Genomic DNA, 15,650 nt, shown 5'->3' with positions numbered 1-15,650 from the left:
GAAAAAGGAATGAAAGCAACGGGCATTGTACGGCGAATTGACGATCTAGGGCGCGTAGTCATCCCGAAGGAGATACGGAGAACGCTACGCATACGGGAAGGCGACCCTCTGGAAATCTTTGTGGACCGCGAAGGGGAAGTTATTCTTAAAAAATATTCGCCGATCGGGGAATTAGGCGACTTTGCCAAAGAGTATGCGGACTCACTGAGTGAAGCGACGGGCCATATTGCCTATATTGCCGATCGCGATAATATCATTGCCGTCGCAGGAGCCCCGAAAAAAGAGTTTTTGGGGAAACCAATCAGTCCAGCTGTGGAACGAGTGATGGAAGAACGCAAATCCGTGCTGATTCAGAAGCCAGGTGACCATGCGCACTGTAAGGGTTGCCCTTCCACAGAGGAAGATGCTGATTGCAATCTGTCTGCTGAAGTGATTGCTCCGATCATTGCAGAAGGGGATCCGATTGGTGCGGTGATCTTGGCTTCCAAGGATCCTAATGTCAAAATGGGTGATATGGAGATCAAGTTAACCGAAACGGCAGCGGGATTTTTAGCCAAACAAATGGAACCCTAACCGAGCGCAAGCATAACCATCTAAGCTATGGTTATGCTTTATTTTTTTACTGCCAAGCGGTGCCGGTGGCGAACTTGCTGATTCGATCGGTTGCTGTTACAATGATGGCATGTTTTTCCGGAATGGAGTTGCTCATATCCGGGGAAATCGTAGATAGACGATGCAGGGGCAGAGGAGGTACCGCATGGGTGCACATATCCAGGTGGTCGGGTTGGGCGCAGGCGATCCCGGCCATCTGACTTTAGCAGGGTGGCAAGCCATCCAAAAGGCAGAACGATTGATCTTACGGACGCAGGTACATCCGACTGTCGCGTATTTGCAGCAAGCGGGGATCCATTTTGAAACGTTTGATCATCTCTATGACGAAGCGTCGTCCTTTGCTGAACTGTACCCGCAGATGGTAGAGGCGTTGATGGAGGCTGCCAGCGCAGGTTCGCTGGTGTTTGCTGTGCCGGGCCATCCCTGCGTCGGGGAGAAAACGGTAGAATTATTAGTAGAAGCAGCATCGGCGGCGGGCGTGACGGTAGAGATTATCCCCGGCCTGAGCTTCTTGGAAGCGCTTTATCCGCTGGTAGGGGTTGATCCGTCGCAAGGGTTGCTGGTACTGGACGCGTTGGATTTGTCCCCGCTGGATTTGTCTCCGCGCCACGACACGGTGGTCACGCAGGTCTTTTCCCGGCCGGTAGCATCGGAATTAAAACTGACGTTGATGGAAGTCTATCCCGATGAGTACCCGATTACGGTGGTGCGGGCGGCCGGCGTTCCCGGACTGGAAAAGGTATGTGCGGTGGCGCTCTTTGAACTGGATCGCTTGTCCTGGATTGATCACCTGACGAGTGTATTTATCCCGGCTCAGGTCGCGGCGATGACCGGGGAACGGTCACCGGAAGCATGGGAATCCGGGCAGGATCATAGCGATAAAGATAAAGAACAAGATCAAGACCAAGGGCAAGGAACCCCGCTGAACCGGTTGATGGAAGTTATGCGCTGTTTGTTAGGTCCGGAGGGCTGCCCCTGGGACCGTGAGCAAACCCATCAGTCGCTTAAACCGTACCTGCTGGAAGAAGCCTATGAGGTCCTCGACGCCATCGATGAAGGCAACGATGAGCATTTGACGGAAGAGTTAGGCGATGTGTTGTTGCAGGTTGTTTTTCATGGGGTGATTGCAGAACAGCGCGGTGCTTTTGCTGTGGATGATGTGATCCGGGCGATTACCGAGAAGATGCTCCGGCGCCATCCTCATGTTTTTGCCGATGCCACCGTGTCCGGTGCTGAGGAAGTGGTGACCAATTGGGATATGATCAAGCGGCAAGAGAAGGGTGCAGTGCCGGAATCGGTGCTGGGGAAGATCCCGGCCAGTTGGCCGGCGTTGCAACGGGCGCAAAAAATCCAAGCCAAAGCGGCTCGCGTTGGTTTTGATTGGCCCGATGCCGAAGGGCCCCGTGCCAAGGTGCTGGAGGAGTGGCAGGAACTGCTGGAGGCCATCGAGCGGAACGATCAAGCCCACATGCGTGAGGAGTTAGGTGATTTGCTTTTTGCCGTCGTCAACTTGGCCCGTTTTTTGCAGGTGCATCCGGAGGAAGCGCTTCACCGTACCGTTGATAAATTTGTCCGGCGTTTTCAAGGCATCGAAGGGCTGCTCCGGCAGGAAAAGCGGTCCTGGGAAGACTGTACGCTGGCGCAATTGGATGAGTATTGGGATAAGGTGAAACAGGAAGAGCGGCAACGGCACTAAAAAGGCTCGAATCGAGGTATATTTTTCCTCATGAAGTCGAAAATATTAACATTCTAGAAGGAGATAATGGATCCATAGCGAATAAGCTTAGGGCGAATCATCACTAGGAGGGGTAATCGGTGAATAAGACCGAGTTGATCGGCGCTGTCGCAGAAAAAGCCCAGTTGGCGAAAAAGGACGCGGAAAAAGCGGTTAATGCATTTTTTGCTACGGTAGAAGATGCACTGAAGGCGGGCGATAAGGTGCAGATCGTGGGCTTTGGTACCTTTGAAGTCCGAGAGCGCAAAGAGCGCACCGGTCGAAATCCGCAAACCGGTGAAGAGATGAAGATTGAAGCATCGAAATCACCGGCATTTAAGCCTGGGAAAGCATTTAAAGATTTATTGCAAAATAACGGTGAATAGCCCGGCGAGGGCCATAATGCTCCAAAAATCAGGTTCTTGCGAGAGCCTGATTTTTGCTATGGAGGCAGTGGGATGCGTGTCGATAAATTTCTCAAAGTATCACGGTTGATCAAGCGGCGTACCTTGGCCAAGGAAGTTTGTGATGGCGGCCGTGTATCGATCAATGATCGACTGGCCAAGGCCGGCAGTGAAGTGGCCATCGGTGACCGTGTGCGACTCCAGTTTCCGCGCCGCTTGGTGGAAGTGGAAGTGGTTTTGATCAAAGAGTCGGTGCGCGCTGAAGAAGCGAAAGACCTCTACCGCGTGGTTCGTGATGAGCCGCTCGAGGGGTAACCTCTGGGGAATCTGATTCATGAACAAGGGACCTCTTTGCATAGCTATGTAAGGAGGTCTTTTTATTTTGCTGGCGCTAGAAAATGGTCGAGGAGGCGTTGGTTATGGCGGGGGGACCGGGTGGGCCAAGCGGCTTTGAAGTGATCGCCCGCGGCGAGATGATCGTTCGCGGTGTGAAGCAAGTCGGTGCGTTTGACGAAGTGGAGATTTTACTGGAGACGGTCGACGGGCCGTTGCTGCTACGTGGTGAAGGGCTGCATATCACCCAGTTAAATTTGGATGAGCAGTACTTAGAACTGGCCGGGCGAATCAATCAAGTGCAATATATGGAGGAAACTGCAGGGCCGAGCTTGCGGCATCGGGGGAAGAACTTGTTGACCCGTCTTTGGAAATAAAGAGAGGGGGCGGCGTGGTGACACCCCTAGCGCAACAGGTGGAAAGTTTTTTTTGGGCCGCCGTTGCCGGCGGCGTGTTAGGTATGGGTGTTGACCTTTACCGAACACTTTTGCGCGGGCGCCGGCGAGCATGGTGGTGGGCCATTGCCGATCTGCTTATGTGGTTGATCGGCGCTTTGATTTTTTTTGCCTTCGTTCAGTGGTCGAACCGAGGCCAAATTTCTGTCGAAAGCGTTGCCGGTTTGGTCGGCGGATTAGTGATTTATTTTCGTTTTGCTTCGCCGGAGATCCGTTCCTTCTGGGAAGGCATAACGGAACTGATTAAATTTATCCTGCGCAAGCTGATGAGGACCTTGATCTGGCCCTTTGTCATGATGGCCCGCGGCTGGATGTGGGGACGGCGGCAATGGAAGCAAGCGATGGGTTGGCTCCGTATCCAAGTGCGGCCCCGTTGGCAGCACCTCCAAGGTTGGTGGCGAAGCCGGAAACGGGAGACCGGACAATGGTGGCGGCGGTGGACGGCGCGCTGGCGGCGCCCGCCGCAGGAACCGCCGGCTTCATAAAAAGAACCGCCAGGGGGAGGAGTTTGGCGGTTATATGTAGAAGCTTTGAGTAAGGATCCATGAGTGACGGGGAGGCCAGGCAATGGAACAGCGGGAAGCACAACGCCAAGCGGCGGGGCAACCGATGAATCGGCGGGTACGACGGCGAACCAAACGCCGGAAAATGTCAAAGCAGATGGGATTGCTTTTGCTTTTGTTGGTCGTTGTGCTGAGTGCGGTGGTGCCGCCCATGGTAAAGAAAGTGGAGATGAACAAGGAAGCCGAACGGCTTACGCAGGAGTTGGAACGGGCCCAAGCAGAGAGAAAACGTCTGGAAGAAGAAAAGCAATGGCTCGCGCAAGATGCGTATGTGGAGCAAGCGGCGCGGCAGCAGCTTGGTTTGGTTCGTCCCGGAGAAGTGGCCGTGGTCCGTACCCGTAGCGGGGAATCGGTCGGCGTGCAGCCCAAAGGGGGGCCCGTTGTCAATGTATATGATGTAAAAGATTAAAAAGCATTTCCGCCCGTACCGGGGGAAATGCTTTTTGTATGAGGAGGAACGTTGATGCGAGACGGTTGTTGGGGAGCCGTGGATATTGGCTCCAACTCGGTGCGATTTTTGGTGGCACAGGTAACGCCCGCAGGGATGAAGCCCCTATGGAGTTCCTTGGTAAGCACACGGTTGGGACGAGATATGGCCCATTCACCGATATTATCGAAGGAAGCTGTCGAAGCAACGCTGGCGGCCATGGTCGAGGCGTGGCGGACGATGCAGCGCTGGCTCGATGATCCGGCCCGGGTGGCAGTGCTGGCGACCAGTGCTGTCCGGGAGGCCCGTAACGGCGCAGCCTTTTGCCGGATGGTGGCGCAACAACTGGGCATGACGGTACAGGTGCTCTCCGGCGAAGCGGAGGGGAAACTAAGCTATGAAGGGGCCGTTGCCGGCTTGACGGCAGAGCCACTGCAAGGAAAACAAGCGATCGTCGTCGATATTGGCGGCGGCAGTGCTGAAGTGGTCTGTGCACCTGCCGGACGCTGGCATCGCTGGAGTTTACCTCTGGGGGCCGTGCGGTTGACCCAGACGGGGTGGCAACGCGAGATGATCGCAGCGGCTTGGCGACCGGTCGTGAATGAACTTGTGCAAATCGCGGAGACCGCGCCGATGCAGTTCGTCGGCGTCGGCGGTACGGTGACGACCTTGGCCGCATTGGAGGCTGCCATGGTCGTCTATGATCCGGAGCGCATCCATGGCGCGGTGGTCACCCGGGAAGCGGCGCGGCGTTGGCTGGCGACTTTGCTGGCGATGCCGCTGACCGAGCGCCGCTCCCTTGCCGGGTTACAGCCGGAGCGGGCCGATATCATTCCAGCCGGTCTGGCCGTCTTGGTCGAACTGATGGACGGCGCTGATGCTGAGCAGTTGATGGTCAGTGAGACCGATTTGCTCTATGCGGCGCTGTTGCGTCATGCCCAGGGGCGGTTCTGGGATGGTCTTGATTAACCGGACTGGCTGAAACGGCGGATGATCGATTGGTGGGCTGCCATTTCCCAGCGATCAGGCAACGCCGGGAGATGATCGTCGCCGTAACGGCGGATCAGGGCATGGCGGATCAGCCAGTCGGCCAACGCTGGGTTTTTCGGTAGGACCGGCCCATGCAAATAGGTGCCGACGGCGTGACGATACACGGCACCTTCTTGGCGATCATCACCGTTATTGCCGTAGCCGCTGCGCACATGGGCCAGGGGACGAATATCCTTGGTACCCAAAAAGGTGCGTCCCGAATGGTTTTCAAAACCAACCAGGGTAACGTCCGGACCAAGTACGGGGGCTTCGGCAACGACATTGCCGATCAAGCGCGTCGGGCCGGCTTCGGTCCAGGCATCGAACAAGCCCAGACCAGGCATTTCTTCGCCGGTATGGGCGCGATAGTAACGGCCGAGCAGTTGATAGCCGCCGCATACGGACAGCAGCGGCAGGTCATTCTCGGCGGCCTCCACGAGCGCAGGGCCTTTGTATTTTTGAAAATCGGTGAAAAGCAGCGTTTGTTCACGGTCCGAGCCACCGCCGATAAAAACGATGTCGACAGGGCCAAAATCGACCGTATCGCCGAGCGAAGCCGTTTGCACCGTCAGGGGAATGTTGCGCCATTGGCAGCGCTGGCGCAAGGTGATGATATTGCCGCGATCGCCATAGAGATTGAGCAGATCGGGATAAAGGTGCAACAAGGTTAAGGGACGGGTTGTGTTGGACATGGGGGCCTCCTTGCAATCGGGTCGGATTACTCTTCCCAGTAGTTCGGTGAGTAGCCCAGTTTGGTTAAGGCCGTTTTGACGGCGAGCAACGCCGTATAGGTAGGCAGGATGTATAAGGTTTCGCCAGGTTGGGTGTCCTTAATCGCCCCTGCGATGGCCTGGGCAATATCGCTTTGATAGGTCAATTGTTCGGCCGGTATGCCGGCATATTGTAGGCGCAGGGCCATATCTTCGCCGCGTAGCCCCGCGGTCTGTACTTGTTTGATCAAGGGCAGGGCCGGTATGAGCGCTTCAAAATCCGCATCCCAGAGCCAGGAGATATCGCGCCCGTCGGCGGCATTGTCATTGATGATCACCAACAGGCGTTTGGTGCCTGTGGGTTGCGCGACGGTACGAATCACTTCGTCACATCCGGTCGGATTCTTGATCAAGGCCAAGAAGGCTTTTTTGTTGTCCGGCAGCGGTAACTGTTCCATCCGTCCGAAGTTGGTGCGATAGCCTTGCAACCCTTTTTCAATCGCCTGGGCCGGTAGTTTTAATTGCACTGCCAGCGCCACCGCCGCGAGGGCGTTGTAGATGTTGTAAAAGCCTGGCGTGGAAAGGGTCAGATCAAACCGTTGTTCCGGTGTTTCAACAGTAAAGCGGGAGCCCTGTTCGCCGCGCAGTTCGATCTGACGCACGACAATGGAGGGTTGCGGGCGGACCAGGTTGCAGTTGGTGCAGCGGTAATGGCCGAGTTGACCAAAGTAGTACCAGTCGTAAGTCAGCGGGTGGCCACAGGCACGGCAAAAACGGGTCTCGGCTGATTGCTGCATGGTGGCGGAACCGCAATGCCGATCGTCCATGCCGTAGTAAATCACCTTGCCGGGAAAGAAGCGGCCCAAGTGGGCGACTAAAGGATCATCGGCGTTGAGCAGCACGACCGATTTTTTTGGTAATTTTCCTAATGCGTCGCTGACGAGTTGTACCGTTTTATCAAGTTCGCCGAAGCGATCCAGTTGGTCGCGAAAAAAGTTGGTCACAATCACCACACGAGGCTGCACTTCTTGGACAAGTTGGGGGACGGTGGCCTCATCGACTTCGATAATGCCAAGGCGGCCTCGTAATTGGCCCAGGGCGGAAGCGGAGTCGATAAAAGCGGTCGTAATGCCGCCGATCAAGTTGGCGCCGGCGCGGTTGTGGGTGACAGGAATGGAAGCGCCGGCCGCGATGGCGGCGATCATTTTGGACGTAGTGGTTTTACCGTTGGTGCCGGTAACAAACAATGAGCCTTGCGGGAGTTGGCGCGCAAGGGCCGTGAGTAACGACGGCGCCAGTTTGCGGCTGACTGTTCCCGGGAAGGACGTACCGCCATGACCGATGCGACGATTAAGCCAGATCGCCGCTTTGCCCGTCCAGAGAGCCAGGAGAAAACGCGGGGACTGTAGCAACGAGGCACCTCCTCATGATGAGATCAAGGGAGGGAAAAGCTCCCTTCCCCTATCGTTATGCTATTATAACACTTTTCCTGCATCGTCGATCATCGCGAGAAAAAGGCTTGACAAGTCGGCGCTTTTAGGGGATAATCGTATCCGAACATGATGAGTGCTCGTCATCAGCACAAGCCTCAGATTGATCAAGTGATGGCGGCGTAGCTCAGTTGGTTAGAGCATACGGTTCATACCCGTAGTGTCCGGGGTTCAAATCCCTGCGCCGCTACCAAAAGTATAAGGCCCGTTGGTCAAGCGGTCTAAGACACCGCCCTTTCACGGCGGCTACAGGGGTTCGAATCCCCTACGGGTCACCAATTTGGCATAAAACTTTGCTCGTTGATTTGAGCAAGGTTTTTTTGTGTTCGTTGAGTCGGTGCGTGATCCTGGTAAGCACTTGCGCAATAGGGTGAGAAAACCGAAAAAAACGTACTCTGCAAATTTCAATGCTTCCCAAAGCGCTTTCTTTCGGTTAGAATAAGGGCGACAGAATAGGGTGATCTCGATCACAATATAGAGAAGATCGGACTCGGGGCTCGCTATTTAGGGTGGCAACAAGGGGCTCATTTGCGATGTCGATACATACAGCAATGAGAGGGTGGGGCGATTGTTTATCTTCGTCGTAGGACTGAACCACAAATCGGCGCCTGTGGAAGTCCGCGAGAAACTCTCGTTTTCGGGGGAACGCGTACAGGAGGCATTGACGACGCTGCGCGCAGCAGCGGGAATCGAAGGGTGCTGTATCCTTTCGACGTGTAACCGGATGGAGATTTATGCAGCCTGTACGGACATGGAAAAAGGTCTTGCTTCCGTGAAACGTCTGGCAACCGGGTGGGCCAACTTGCCGCAAGAGATGTTCTCTCGGTATTTTTATGTGCATACACTATACAACGCGATCCGTCATTTGTTTCGCGTCGCTGCCGGCCTGGATTCCATGGTTTTAGGGGAAACGCAAATTCTCGGGCAGGTACGAACGGCCTATCAACTGGCTTGCGAAGAACAGGTAAGCAACGGCATCATCAATACCTGGTTTCAGCAAGCGATCACGGTGGGCAAGCGTGTGCGAACGGAAACCGGTATCGATCAGTTTCCTGTATCCACATCGTATACGGCGGTGGAATTGGCTGAGCAGAAGCTCGAAGGGTTGGCCGGCCGCTGTGCGCTGATCCTCGGTGCCGGCAAGATGAGCGAGCTTACCTTAAAACACCTGCTTTCCCATGGTGTCCAAAAAATCCTCGTCGCTAACCGTTCCTTGGACAAGGCGCAAGCGATGGCCAATAGTTGCGGTGGCGAAGCGATTGCTTATTCGGCGCTTTATGAGCGGATGGCCGAGGCGGATATCGTCATATCTTGCACAGCCGCTACCCATTATGTGCTGCAAAAGCACCAGGTGGAGGCGGCCATGGCGCAACGTCAAGGCCAGCCGATGTTTTTGATTGATATCGCCGTGCCCCGAGATATTGACCCGCAAGCGGGCGAAGTGCCTGGCGTCCATCTCTATGACATCGATGATTTGCAAGGTGTCATTGATCAAAACCTGGAAGAGCGCCGGAATGCGGCGGCGCAAGCCGAAAAGATCATTGAGTTTGAAATCAGTCAGTTTATGCGCTGGTTGAACTCCCTGTTTGTGGTGCCGACGATCGTGGCCCTGAAGCAAAAAGGCGAGCAAATTCGCGAAAAAGAATTGGCCCGCGCTTTAAGTAAAGTCAAGCATCTTTCCGAGAAAGAAAAGAAACTGATCGGGTCCTTGGCCAGTTCCATCGTCAACCAGTTATTGCATGATCCGATCACTCGATTGCGTGAACATGCAGCCAGTCCAGACGGGCACCTTTATTCCGAAGTGTTGCAAAACCTGTTCTCCTTAGATGTTCCGGGACAACGGGCGAAGCGGGAAAAGGAAAGTCCGGCATTGCATGTTGTTCGTCGCGGCTAATATGGAGACATTCTCGGTGGCGCTGGGGCAGCGATAAAATATCTGGTTTTGATAAAAAAACATAAATCAACAGTTGACGTGCTGCAACCTTCTCACTAAAATTGAGTTGTTAGCAAAACTATCGAAGGAGGTGAAATTGTGAAACATCTTAAATTAGTAGGTGCTACCGCCCTCCTTGCTTTCAGTATGGTAACCTTGACCGCTTGCGGTGGTCCGAGCAAACCGGCTGAAGCTCCGAAGGAAGCTCCGAAACCTGCTGCGTCCGCTCCGGCTGCTGCGCCTGCCGCTGCTCCGGCTGCTGCACCTGCCGCTACCCCGGCTGCTGCTCCGGCTGCTGCTGGTGACGCTGCAAAAGGCAAAGAGCTCTTTGCTGGCAAAGGTGGCTGCTTAGCCTGCCACAAAGTGGGTACTGAAGGTACCTCACCGATCGGTCCTGATCTGGCGAAAGTCGGCGAGAAGTACAAAGGCGATGTTGCTAAGTTTGAAAAGATCCTGATTGATCCGTCGGGTCAAGGTCTCTTGGCAACCATGCCCGCTGCTGCCATGCTGAATGACGCAGAGAAAAAAGAAGTTGCTGCTTACTTGGCTACCCTCAAATAAGCTGGACTTCCTCCACAGCAGAGGACGTACATAGCGAAAAGGAGCCCCTTCGGGGGGCTCCTTTCCTGTGTGTGCAGTTAATTGCATACATGTTCGTGATCTATACAATCCGGGAAGAACATGATAATATACCAGCGTAGGAAACGTGACGCCCATAGCGTTTATGGGTCCCTAGTGCGAAGAAACAAGACAACAAGGGAGGGTTAGCTGTGAACAAACCTGATTATCAGGCAGGGATGATTAACTTGTTCATTCTTGTCGTCGTGGCTCTTGTCTTAATGGGGTTGATGGTTAAGCAATGGTCGATCGCCGACTATAACGGGGCGGCCATGTACTTGGGCTTTTTGTTCATCGATCTGGGTATCGCTACATACTCGTTTCGAGTGGCCGCATTGGACGGCATTGGCTACAAGGAGGTCAAAGACTAAATGGATAACACGACACCGGTATCACGCAGAAAGTTTTTAGGCGCTGTTTTGGCGATTCCTGCGATTGGCGCTCTGGGAACCCCGTTAGTGGCTGCAGGACAATTCGTCTATCCGCCGGATTCTCTGTTACAACCGCCCAAACCGAAAAAAATTGGCAACTTGAAAGATGTTAACGTGTGGGAATCGATCAAGTTTGACTTTAACGACGCACCTGGACTGCTCGTTCGCAAAGACGAAAAAGAAGTGGTTGCCTACTCCCTCAAGTGTACCCATCTTGGTTGCACCGTAGAAGTGCCGAAGGGGAACTTGAAGGATAAACAACTGTTCTGTCCTTGCCACGGTGGCCAGTTTGATCCGATGGGCAACAATGTTGGTGGCCCTCCACCCAAACCGCTGCCGGCTTTTGGTGTTGAGATCGCCGATAACGGCGACATCATCATCAGTGAGAAGCTAGCGTAACCGGTGGGCAGCCATGAACAAGCGCTATCAGGAAAGGATTGCTTAACATGAGTTGGATGGAAGAACGCTTTCCGGGAATTGGCCATGCGGCCAAGGAAATTGCGGAACATAAGGTTCCTTCGCATACCTTGAACCCGATCTATTGCCTGGGCGGCTTAACATTGATCGCGTTCTTGGTGCAAGTACTTACAGGTATTTTCTTGGCGGTTTATTACAAACCGACGGTGGCGGAAGCTTACGCATCGGTGCAGATGATCACCTATGAAGTACGCTTTGGTGCTATTGTCCGTTCGCTGCACCACTGGGCAGCAAACTTGATGATCGTGCTTTGCTTTCTGCACATGCTGCGGGTGTACTACACGGGCGCCTTTAAAAAGCCTCGCGAGTTGAACTGGGTAGCCGGATGCTTCCTGTTGCTTTTGAGCATGGGCCTGGCCTTCACGGGTTATCTGCTTCCTTATGAACAACTTTCCTACTGGGCTTCGGTTATCGGTGCGGAAACAGCCGGTTCGTTGCCGGTCATCGGTCCTGACCTTAAGATCATGATGCAAGGCGGCATCAAAGTTACCGGCGAAATGCTGAGCCGCTTCTATGTGCTGCACTTGATGGTCTTGCCGGCGATCACGATCCTGTTCATGGTCGCACACTTTATCATGATTCGGGTACAAGGCATTTCCGACCCGATGTAAGGAGGGGAATTCATTGGAAAAGAGCAAACGGTTTACCATACCGTTTTTGCCGGTTCACGCGACAACGGAATTAGCGATTGCTTTAGTATTTGTAGGTTGTCTTTTTGTCCTTGGTGGCGTCATGCCGCGGGGGCTGGAAGAAGCGGCCAATAAGCTGGTGACACCGGTCGGCTTGAAGCCGGAGTGGTATTTTCTCTGGGCCTTTGCCTTGTTAGAAATGATCCCGAACAAATTGATGGGGATTATTGTTCCCGGCTTGATGGTCGGTGCACTGATCATCGTTCCTTGGTTGGAGCCGAGCCCCGAACGTAAACTTTCGAAACGTATGATCGCCGTTAGCGTGTTCTCGGTCATGATGGTGGTTCTGGTGATTCTTACGTACATCGGCAAGACTGTTACGTTCGGTGCATAGCGAACGAAGCGCAATAAAGAAGAGACAAGGTTCTTGAACCATATACGACAAGGGGGAGACGTGTTGGACATCCGCAAAATCACCATGTTTGGCGGGACGGCCTTACTGGTTGTTGGCTTGTTGCTTGCACCAAGTTGGCAAGCATCGGGTAAGCTGAGACAGGGCCATGAGATGTATAAAACCCATTGTGCGTCTTGCCACGGCGACGATGGTAAAGGCGTGAAAGGCGTCAAGGCAGCCACACTGAATAACGAAGGCTTTTTAAAGATTGCATCGGATGAGTATCTGACCGCGTCTATCCGTAATGGCCGTCCGGCAGGTGCCATGCCGGCTTTTGACAAAAAGACGATTCCCGACGAGCAAGCCAAGTACATTGCGAACTACATTCGTTCCTGGCGTCCCGATATAACGCCGTTACCATTGACGAATGATCCGGTCGTTGGTGATGCCGCCAAAGGTGAAGCGCAGTACAAGCTCCTCTGTGCAGCTTGCCACGGTCAAAATGCTGAAGGTGGCATTGGCACAGCGCTAAACGATGCCGGTTTCCATGCGTCGGCTTCGGATCAATTCATTATGAAGTCGATCACCATGGGCCGTCCGGGTACCGCCATGATCGCCTACCCCGATTCGCCGGATATCAATAATATCGTTGCATACTTGCGCACGAAAGCTGCTGCTCCGGCAGAAGCGAAAGAGGATGCCAAAGCTACGGAAGCAAAAAAATAACTGCTTCATGATCAAGCTACCTGTCGGAAGCAAAAGGGTCAGCCTTTTGCTTCCGATCTTTGCATAGCCCAAGGCAGCCCGGAAGTATAACCATGAACCAGATGGTCCCATGAAAGGAAGAGCTGACAGCAGATGAAAACAACACGGTCTTGGTTCTCCTGGGGGAGTCCAATAAGCATGGTGCTTTTTGCCCTTTTGGCAGCTTTTTCAATGGATTTGATGATGTCTGGCTTCCATAACCTTGGCAATGGATTCTTGACGATCATAACTGGTCTTGTAGGGCTCTTGCTGGGTGGGTACGGTATTCTTAAAGGAGTTTATCGCTACGATAAGAACCGGGGTCGAGTAAAAAAGGAAATTAGGTTTTTTGAGTAATGCAAATTCTCAGTGATATACTCAAACTGCTTTCCAGTCTCCTGCTTTGCCAGGTGGCCAGTTATGCTGGTTCGATCTTCACCATTCATTCAATGGTATGGTATGCTGCATTGGTAAAACCGGAGTTTAACCCGGCGAATGGAACCTTTGCACCGGTATGGACAGTACTGTATATCCTTATGGGTATCGCTTATTTTCTTGTTTGGCGCAAGAAAGAAGCGATGCCGGAAACCCGGAGCGCGATGCTCTTTTTTGTCTTGCAATTATTTTTAAATATTCTTTGGTCATGGCTCTTTTTTGAAATGCAGTCGCCAGGCTGGGCGATGCTGGAAATCTTTTTCTTGTGGGGCGCCGTCCTCATCACGACGATTAAATTTTTCAAGATTTCGCGCTGGGCCGGTGTGCTTTTATTACCCATCCTGGTGCGTGTGGCTTATGAAGGATTGTTGAACTACTATATTTGGTGGCTCAATCCATAGCGACATAAGATTTTTGCATCGATCTGATCCACTTTGAATGATCAAATTGGTTGATCAAACGAAGATAGTGCGGTATACTTCAAGCATCGACCAATAGCTAGTTTATGATTATAGTGAGAATGGGACGCGGTTAAGAGATGGGAAGCTCGAAAATAGGCCCTAACTCGATCATTCAAACGATTCGGGTTTTGCAAGAATACTATGGACGAGAAAAAGCGGAACAAATCTTGCAAGCGGGCCAATCACCTTGGCAAGCCGGAAAGCTGCCGGCGGAGATGGTCGACGAAGACGTATTTCTCGAATTGATTCACCTGTTGCGCGATCAGCTGGGATTGGATCAAGCCAAACTCGTGTTGAGTAAAGCCGGAGATTATACAGCAGAGTATTTGCTGGCTAATCGCATCCCGAAACCGATGAAATGGTTGTTTCCCTTGATGCCGCGAAAGATGCGAATGAAAATCTTGATGACAGCCATCGGTAACCATGCGTGGACCTTTGCCGGAAGCGGTAGATTTCACTTCCACCCGGAACCCAAACCGATGTTTATCATTGAAGACTGCATCACCAGTCGCGATATTGTCGCCGAAACACCCGTTTGTAGTTTCTATAGCGCCACCTTTGAGGGCCTTTTGCGGTGTCTTGTCGATAGCCGAATCAACGTAATCGAAAAAAGCTGCCGTGCTTCCGGGCAGGAACAATGTGAGTTTTTTATTCAATTCCGTTGAGCAAGCAGCAAATATTTTCAACGATTAAAGACTATACATACATAAGAAAGCAATTTTGTTGCTTTGTGGCCTAGCGTAATGGTCAAATGATAGGGGTGTCACGATGGGTGTAGAACTGAAACAAAATCGTTTACCTGCAAATCAGACCGGTACCGCAACGAGTACATATAACCCTTGGCGAATCCGGTTGCAACTGACAAAACCACTAACCTGGGTAGGACCGGCATGGTCCGTGGCTTGCGGTGTTGTCGGAGCTTCAGGTGCAGATTTCAGTGTACACACGTTTGGTTATGCCTTGTTATTGATTGTCTTAATCGGACCGTTAGTGCTGGGCATGGGGCAGTCAATCAATGATTATTGTGATGCCGATGTGGATGCCATCAATGAACCGGATCGGCCCTGTGCGAAAGTTCCGGAATTTAAGCACCTAGCCATGACCAATGTCTATGTGCTGACCTTGGCATCGTTGATTGTCGCCTACACCATGTTTCGTATCGAAATCTTCTGGTTAGTTGTCTTTGGACTGGTAACCGCGTACATATATAGCGCACCGCCGTTGCGCTTAAAGCAAAACGGCTGGTATGGGAACACTGCCTGTGCCATCACCTATGTAACGATTCCATGGATTGCCGGTAACCTGGCATTTGATAGTTTTACTTGGCAGCAAGCAACGGTCGCTTCGATCTATGCCATCGGTTCCCATGGAATGATGACCTTTAATGACTTTAAAAGTGTAAAAGGCGATACAATGGCCGGACTGAAATCCATCGTGGTTCAGTATGGAATTGACGGCGGATTGAAATTAGCACTGGCCATGCTCAATACATCGCAACTCTTGGCGGCACTTTTTCTTGCCTGGCAAGGACGTTATGTTGGTGCCGTAATCCTTATCGTATTCCTTCTTATTCAGTTGCCTTTCCAAAAGAAAGTCAAAGAAGACCCTGTAACCAAGGCCCCCTGGTACAACGCAACCGCCGGAAGTTTTTTTATTCTAGGAATGATGGTGGCTGCGTTTTACCTGAAATAATTTTTTATTGTTCTTTGCTTCCGAATTCCTTGCCGGCGAAAGGGGTAGGCGCCGAGTATTGCCGCTACGGCGGTACCAGGAGGTGACGTAAGCAACCTA

21 protein-coding genes and 2 tRNA genes are annotated in these 15,650 nt (G+C 52.7%); 21 read left to right on the top strand and 2 right to left on the bottom strand.

From position 1 onward, the window contains the following. The first annotated feature begins 9 nt into the window (after positions 1–9). From spoVT to EDD73_RS02065, 8 genes are all read left to right on the top strand, one after another. On the top strand, positions 10–573 hold the full coding sequence (spoVT, locus tag EDD73_RS02100) for a stage V sporulation protein T (RefSeq protein ID WP_131918042.1): 564 nt from the start codon (positions 10–12) through the stop codon (positions 571–573). 184 nt (positions 574–757) lie between these two features. After that, entirely contained in the window at positions 758–2,308 is a 1,551-nt protein-coding gene (yabN, locus tag EDD73_RS02095) for a bifunctional methyltransferase/pyrophosphohydrolase YabN (RefSeq protein WP_131918041.1), read from the top strand. Between the two features lie 119 nt (positions 2,309–2,427). Further along, complete coding sequence (locus EDD73_RS02090; protein ID WP_131918040.1) at positions 2,428–2,712, top strand: HU family DNA-binding protein; 285 nt, start codon at positions 2,428–2,430, stop codon at positions 2,710–2,712. A gap of 72 nt (positions 2,713–2,784) precedes the next feature. Next, entirely contained in the window at positions 2,785–3,045 is a 261-nt protein-coding gene (locus tag EDD73_RS02085; protein ID WP_131918039.1) for an RNA-binding S4 domain-containing protein, read from the top strand. 104 nt (positions 3,046–3,149) lie between these two features. Then, positions 3,150–3,440 (top strand): YabP/YqfC family sporulation protein, encoded by a 291-nt coding sequence (locus EDD73_RS02080; protein WP_131918038.1) that lies wholly within the window; start codon positions 3,150–3,152, stop codon positions 3,438–3,440. 17 nt (positions 3,441–3,457) lie between these two features. Continuing rightward, entirely contained in the window at positions 3,458–4,003 is a 546-nt protein-coding gene (gene yabQ, locus EDD73_RS02075; protein ID WP_131918037.1) for a spore cortex biosynthesis protein YabQ, read from the top strand. 82 nt (positions 4,004–4,085) lie between these two features. After that, on the top strand, positions 4,086–4,490 hold the full coding sequence (locus EDD73_RS02070; protein WP_131918036.1) for an FtsB family cell division protein: 405 nt from the start codon (positions 4,086–4,088) through the stop codon (positions 4,488–4,490). A gap of 54 nt (positions 4,491–4,544) precedes the next feature. After that, a complete protein-coding gene (locus EDD73_RS02065) occupies positions 4,545–5,477 on the top strand; it encodes a Ppx/GppA phosphatase family protein (protein WP_131918035.1) in 933 nt (310 codons plus the stop codon). Here the strand turns inward: EDD73_RS02065 and EDD73_RS02060 are convergent. Both EDD73_RS02060 and EDD73_RS02055 read right to left on the bottom strand, forming a co-directional pair. Further along, positions 5,474–6,229 (bottom strand): type 1 glutamine amidotransferase, encoded by a 756-nt coding sequence (locus EDD73_RS02060; protein WP_131918034.1) that lies wholly within the window; start codon positions 6,227–6,229, stop codon positions 5,474–5,476. The two genes, EDD73_RS02065 and EDD73_RS02060, sit on opposite strands and share 4 nt — an antisense overlap. A 26-nt stretch (positions 6,230–6,255) precedes the next feature. After that, positions 6,256–7,659 (bottom strand): Mur ligase family protein, encoded by a 1,404-nt coding sequence (locus EDD73_RS02055; protein ID WP_131918033.1) that lies wholly within the window; start codon positions 7,657–7,659, stop codon positions 6,256–6,258. A gap of 194 nt (positions 7,660–7,853) precedes the next feature. On the opposite strand from EDD73_RS02055, the gene EDD73_RS02050 reads away from it, so the two are divergent. The 13 genes from EDD73_RS02050 (at position 7,854) to bchG (ending at position 15,551) form a co-directional block, all read left to right on the top strand. Then, positions 7,854–7,930, top strand: a tRNA-Met gene (locus tag EDD73_RS02050). Positions 7,931–7,939: 9 nt separating this feature from the next. Beyond that, positions 7,940–8,015 (top strand) — tRNA-Glu (locus EDD73_RS02045). A 281-nt stretch (positions 8,016–8,296) separates the two neighbouring features. Beyond that, complete coding sequence (gene hemA / locus EDD73_RS02040; protein WP_423244895.1) at positions 8,297–9,631, top strand: glutamyl-tRNA reductase; 1,335 nt, start codon at positions 8,297–8,299, stop codon at positions 9,629–9,631. 138 nt (positions 9,632–9,769) lie between these two features. Further along, the gene (locus EDD73_RS02035) at positions 9,770–10,231 is read left to right on the top strand and encodes a c-type cytochrome (protein ID WP_207668783.1); all 462 of its coding nucleotides are present in this window, start codon (positions 9,770–9,772) and stop codon (positions 10,229–10,231) included. Positions 10,232–10,440: 209 nt separating this feature from the next. Then, entirely contained in the window at positions 10,441–10,659 is a 219-nt protein-coding gene (locus EDD73_RS02030; RefSeq protein ID WP_131918031.1) for a hypothetical protein, read from the top strand. Next, a complete protein-coding gene (locus tag EDD73_RS02025) occupies positions 10,660–11,118 on the top strand; it encodes a QcrA and Rieske domain-containing protein (protein WP_131918030.1) in 459 nt (152 codons plus the stop codon). It abuts the gene before it with no gap. Positions 11,119–11,165: 47 nt separating this feature from the next. Then, positions 11,166–11,807, top strand: coding sequence for a cytochrome b N-terminal domain-containing protein (locus EDD73_RS02020; protein ID WP_131918029.1), 642 nt, complete (start codon positions 11,166–11,168; stop codon positions 11,805–11,807). Positions 11,808–11,820: 13 nt separating this feature from the next. After that, a complete protein-coding gene (locus EDD73_RS02015; protein ID WP_131918028.1) occupies positions 11,821–12,219 on the top strand; it encodes a cytochrome b family protein in 399 nt (132 codons plus the stop codon). 63 nt (positions 12,220–12,282) lie between these two features. Continuing rightward, a complete protein-coding gene (locus EDD73_RS02010) occupies positions 12,283–12,945 on the top strand; it encodes a c-type cytochrome (protein WP_131918027.1) in 663 nt (220 codons plus the stop codon). 132 nt (positions 12,946–13,077) lie between these two features. Then, positions 13,078–13,320, top strand: coding sequence for a hypothetical protein (locus EDD73_RS02005; RefSeq protein ID WP_131918026.1), 243 nt, complete (start codon positions 13,078–13,080; stop codon positions 13,318–13,320). Continuing rightward, positions 13,320–13,799, top strand: a complete 480-nt coding sequence (locus tag EDD73_RS02000; RefSeq protein WP_131918025.1) for a TspO/MBR family protein — start codon at positions 13,320–13,322, stop codon at positions 13,797–13,799. The genes EDD73_RS02005 and EDD73_RS02000 overlap by 1 nt, the downstream gene beginning before the upstream one ends. Positions 13,800–13,936: 137 nt before the next feature. Then, positions 13,937–14,524, top strand: coding sequence for a bacteriochlorophyll 4-vinyl reductase (bchJ, locus tag EDD73_RS01995; protein WP_131918024.1), 588 nt, complete (start codon positions 13,937–13,939; stop codon positions 14,522–14,524). Between the two features lie 103 nt (positions 14,525–14,627). Next, positions 14,628–15,551, top strand: coding sequence for a (bacterio)chlorophyll synthase (bchG, locus tag EDD73_RS01990; RefSeq protein ID WP_131918023.1), 924 nt, complete (start codon positions 14,628–14,630; stop codon positions 15,549–15,551). Positions 15,552–15,650: the final 99 nt, after the last annotated feature.

The sequence above is a fragment of the Heliophilum fasciatum genome (genome assembly GCF_004341395.1).
GTDB lineage: Bacteria > Bacillota > Desulfitobacteriia > Heliobacteriales > Heliobacteriaceae > Heliophilum > Heliophilum fasciatum.
The sequence above is the reverse complement of the archived record's forward strand: the minus strand, read 5'-3'. Positions and strand labels throughout refer to the sequence as shown.

Bases quoted from the DNA above. Each gene is read 5' to 3' on its own strand.
- spoVT (WP_131918042.1), top strand. From the start codon at position 10: ATGAAAGCAACGGGCATTGTACGGCGAATTGACGATCTAGGGCGCGTA.
- yabN (WP_131918041.1), top strand. From the start codon at position 758: ATGGGTGCACATATCCAGGTGGTCGGGTTGGGCGCAGGCGATCCCGGC.
- EDD73_RS02085 (WP_131918039.1), top strand. From the start codon at position 2,785: ATGCGTGTCGATAAATTTCTCAAAGTATCACGGTTGATCAAGCGGCGT.
- EDD73_RS02080 (WP_131918038.1), top strand. From the start codon at position 3,150: ATGGCGGGGGGACCGGGTGGGCCAAGCGGCTTTGAAGTGATCGCCCGC.
- EDD73_RS02070 (WP_131918036.1), top strand. From the start codon at position 4,086: ATGGAACAGCGGGAAGCACAACGCCAAGCGGCGGGGCAACCGATGAAT.
- EDD73_RS02065 (WP_131918035.1), top strand. From the start codon at position 4,545: ATGCGAGACGGTTGTTGGGGAGCCGTGGATATTGGCTCCAACTCGGTG.
- EDD73_RS02060 (WP_131918034.1), bottom strand. From the start codon at position 6,229: ATGTCCAACACAACCCGTCCCTTAACCTTGTTGCACCTTTATCCCGAT.
- EDD73_RS02025 (WP_131918030.1), top strand. From the start codon at position 10,660: ATGGATAACACGACACCGGTATCACGCAGAAAGTTTTTAGGCGCTGTT.
- EDD73_RS02020 (WP_131918029.1), top strand. From the start codon at position 11,166: ATGAGTTGGATGGAAGAACGCTTTCCGGGAATTGGCCATGCGGCCAAG.
- EDD73_RS02005 (WP_131918026.1), top strand. From the start codon at position 13,078: ATGAAAACAACACGGTCTTGGTTCTCCTGGGGGAGTCCAATAAGCATG.
- EDD73_RS02000 (WP_131918025.1), top strand. From the start codon at position 13,320: ATGCAAATTCTCAGTGATATACTCAAACTGCTTTCCAGTCTCCTGCTT.
- bchJ (WP_131918024.1), top strand. From the start codon at position 13,937: ATGGGAAGCTCGAAAATAGGCCCTAACTCGATCATTCAAACGATTCGG.
- bchG (WP_131918023.1), top strand. From the start codon at position 14,628: ATGGGTGTAGAACTGAAACAAAATCGTTTACCTGCAAATCAGACCGGT.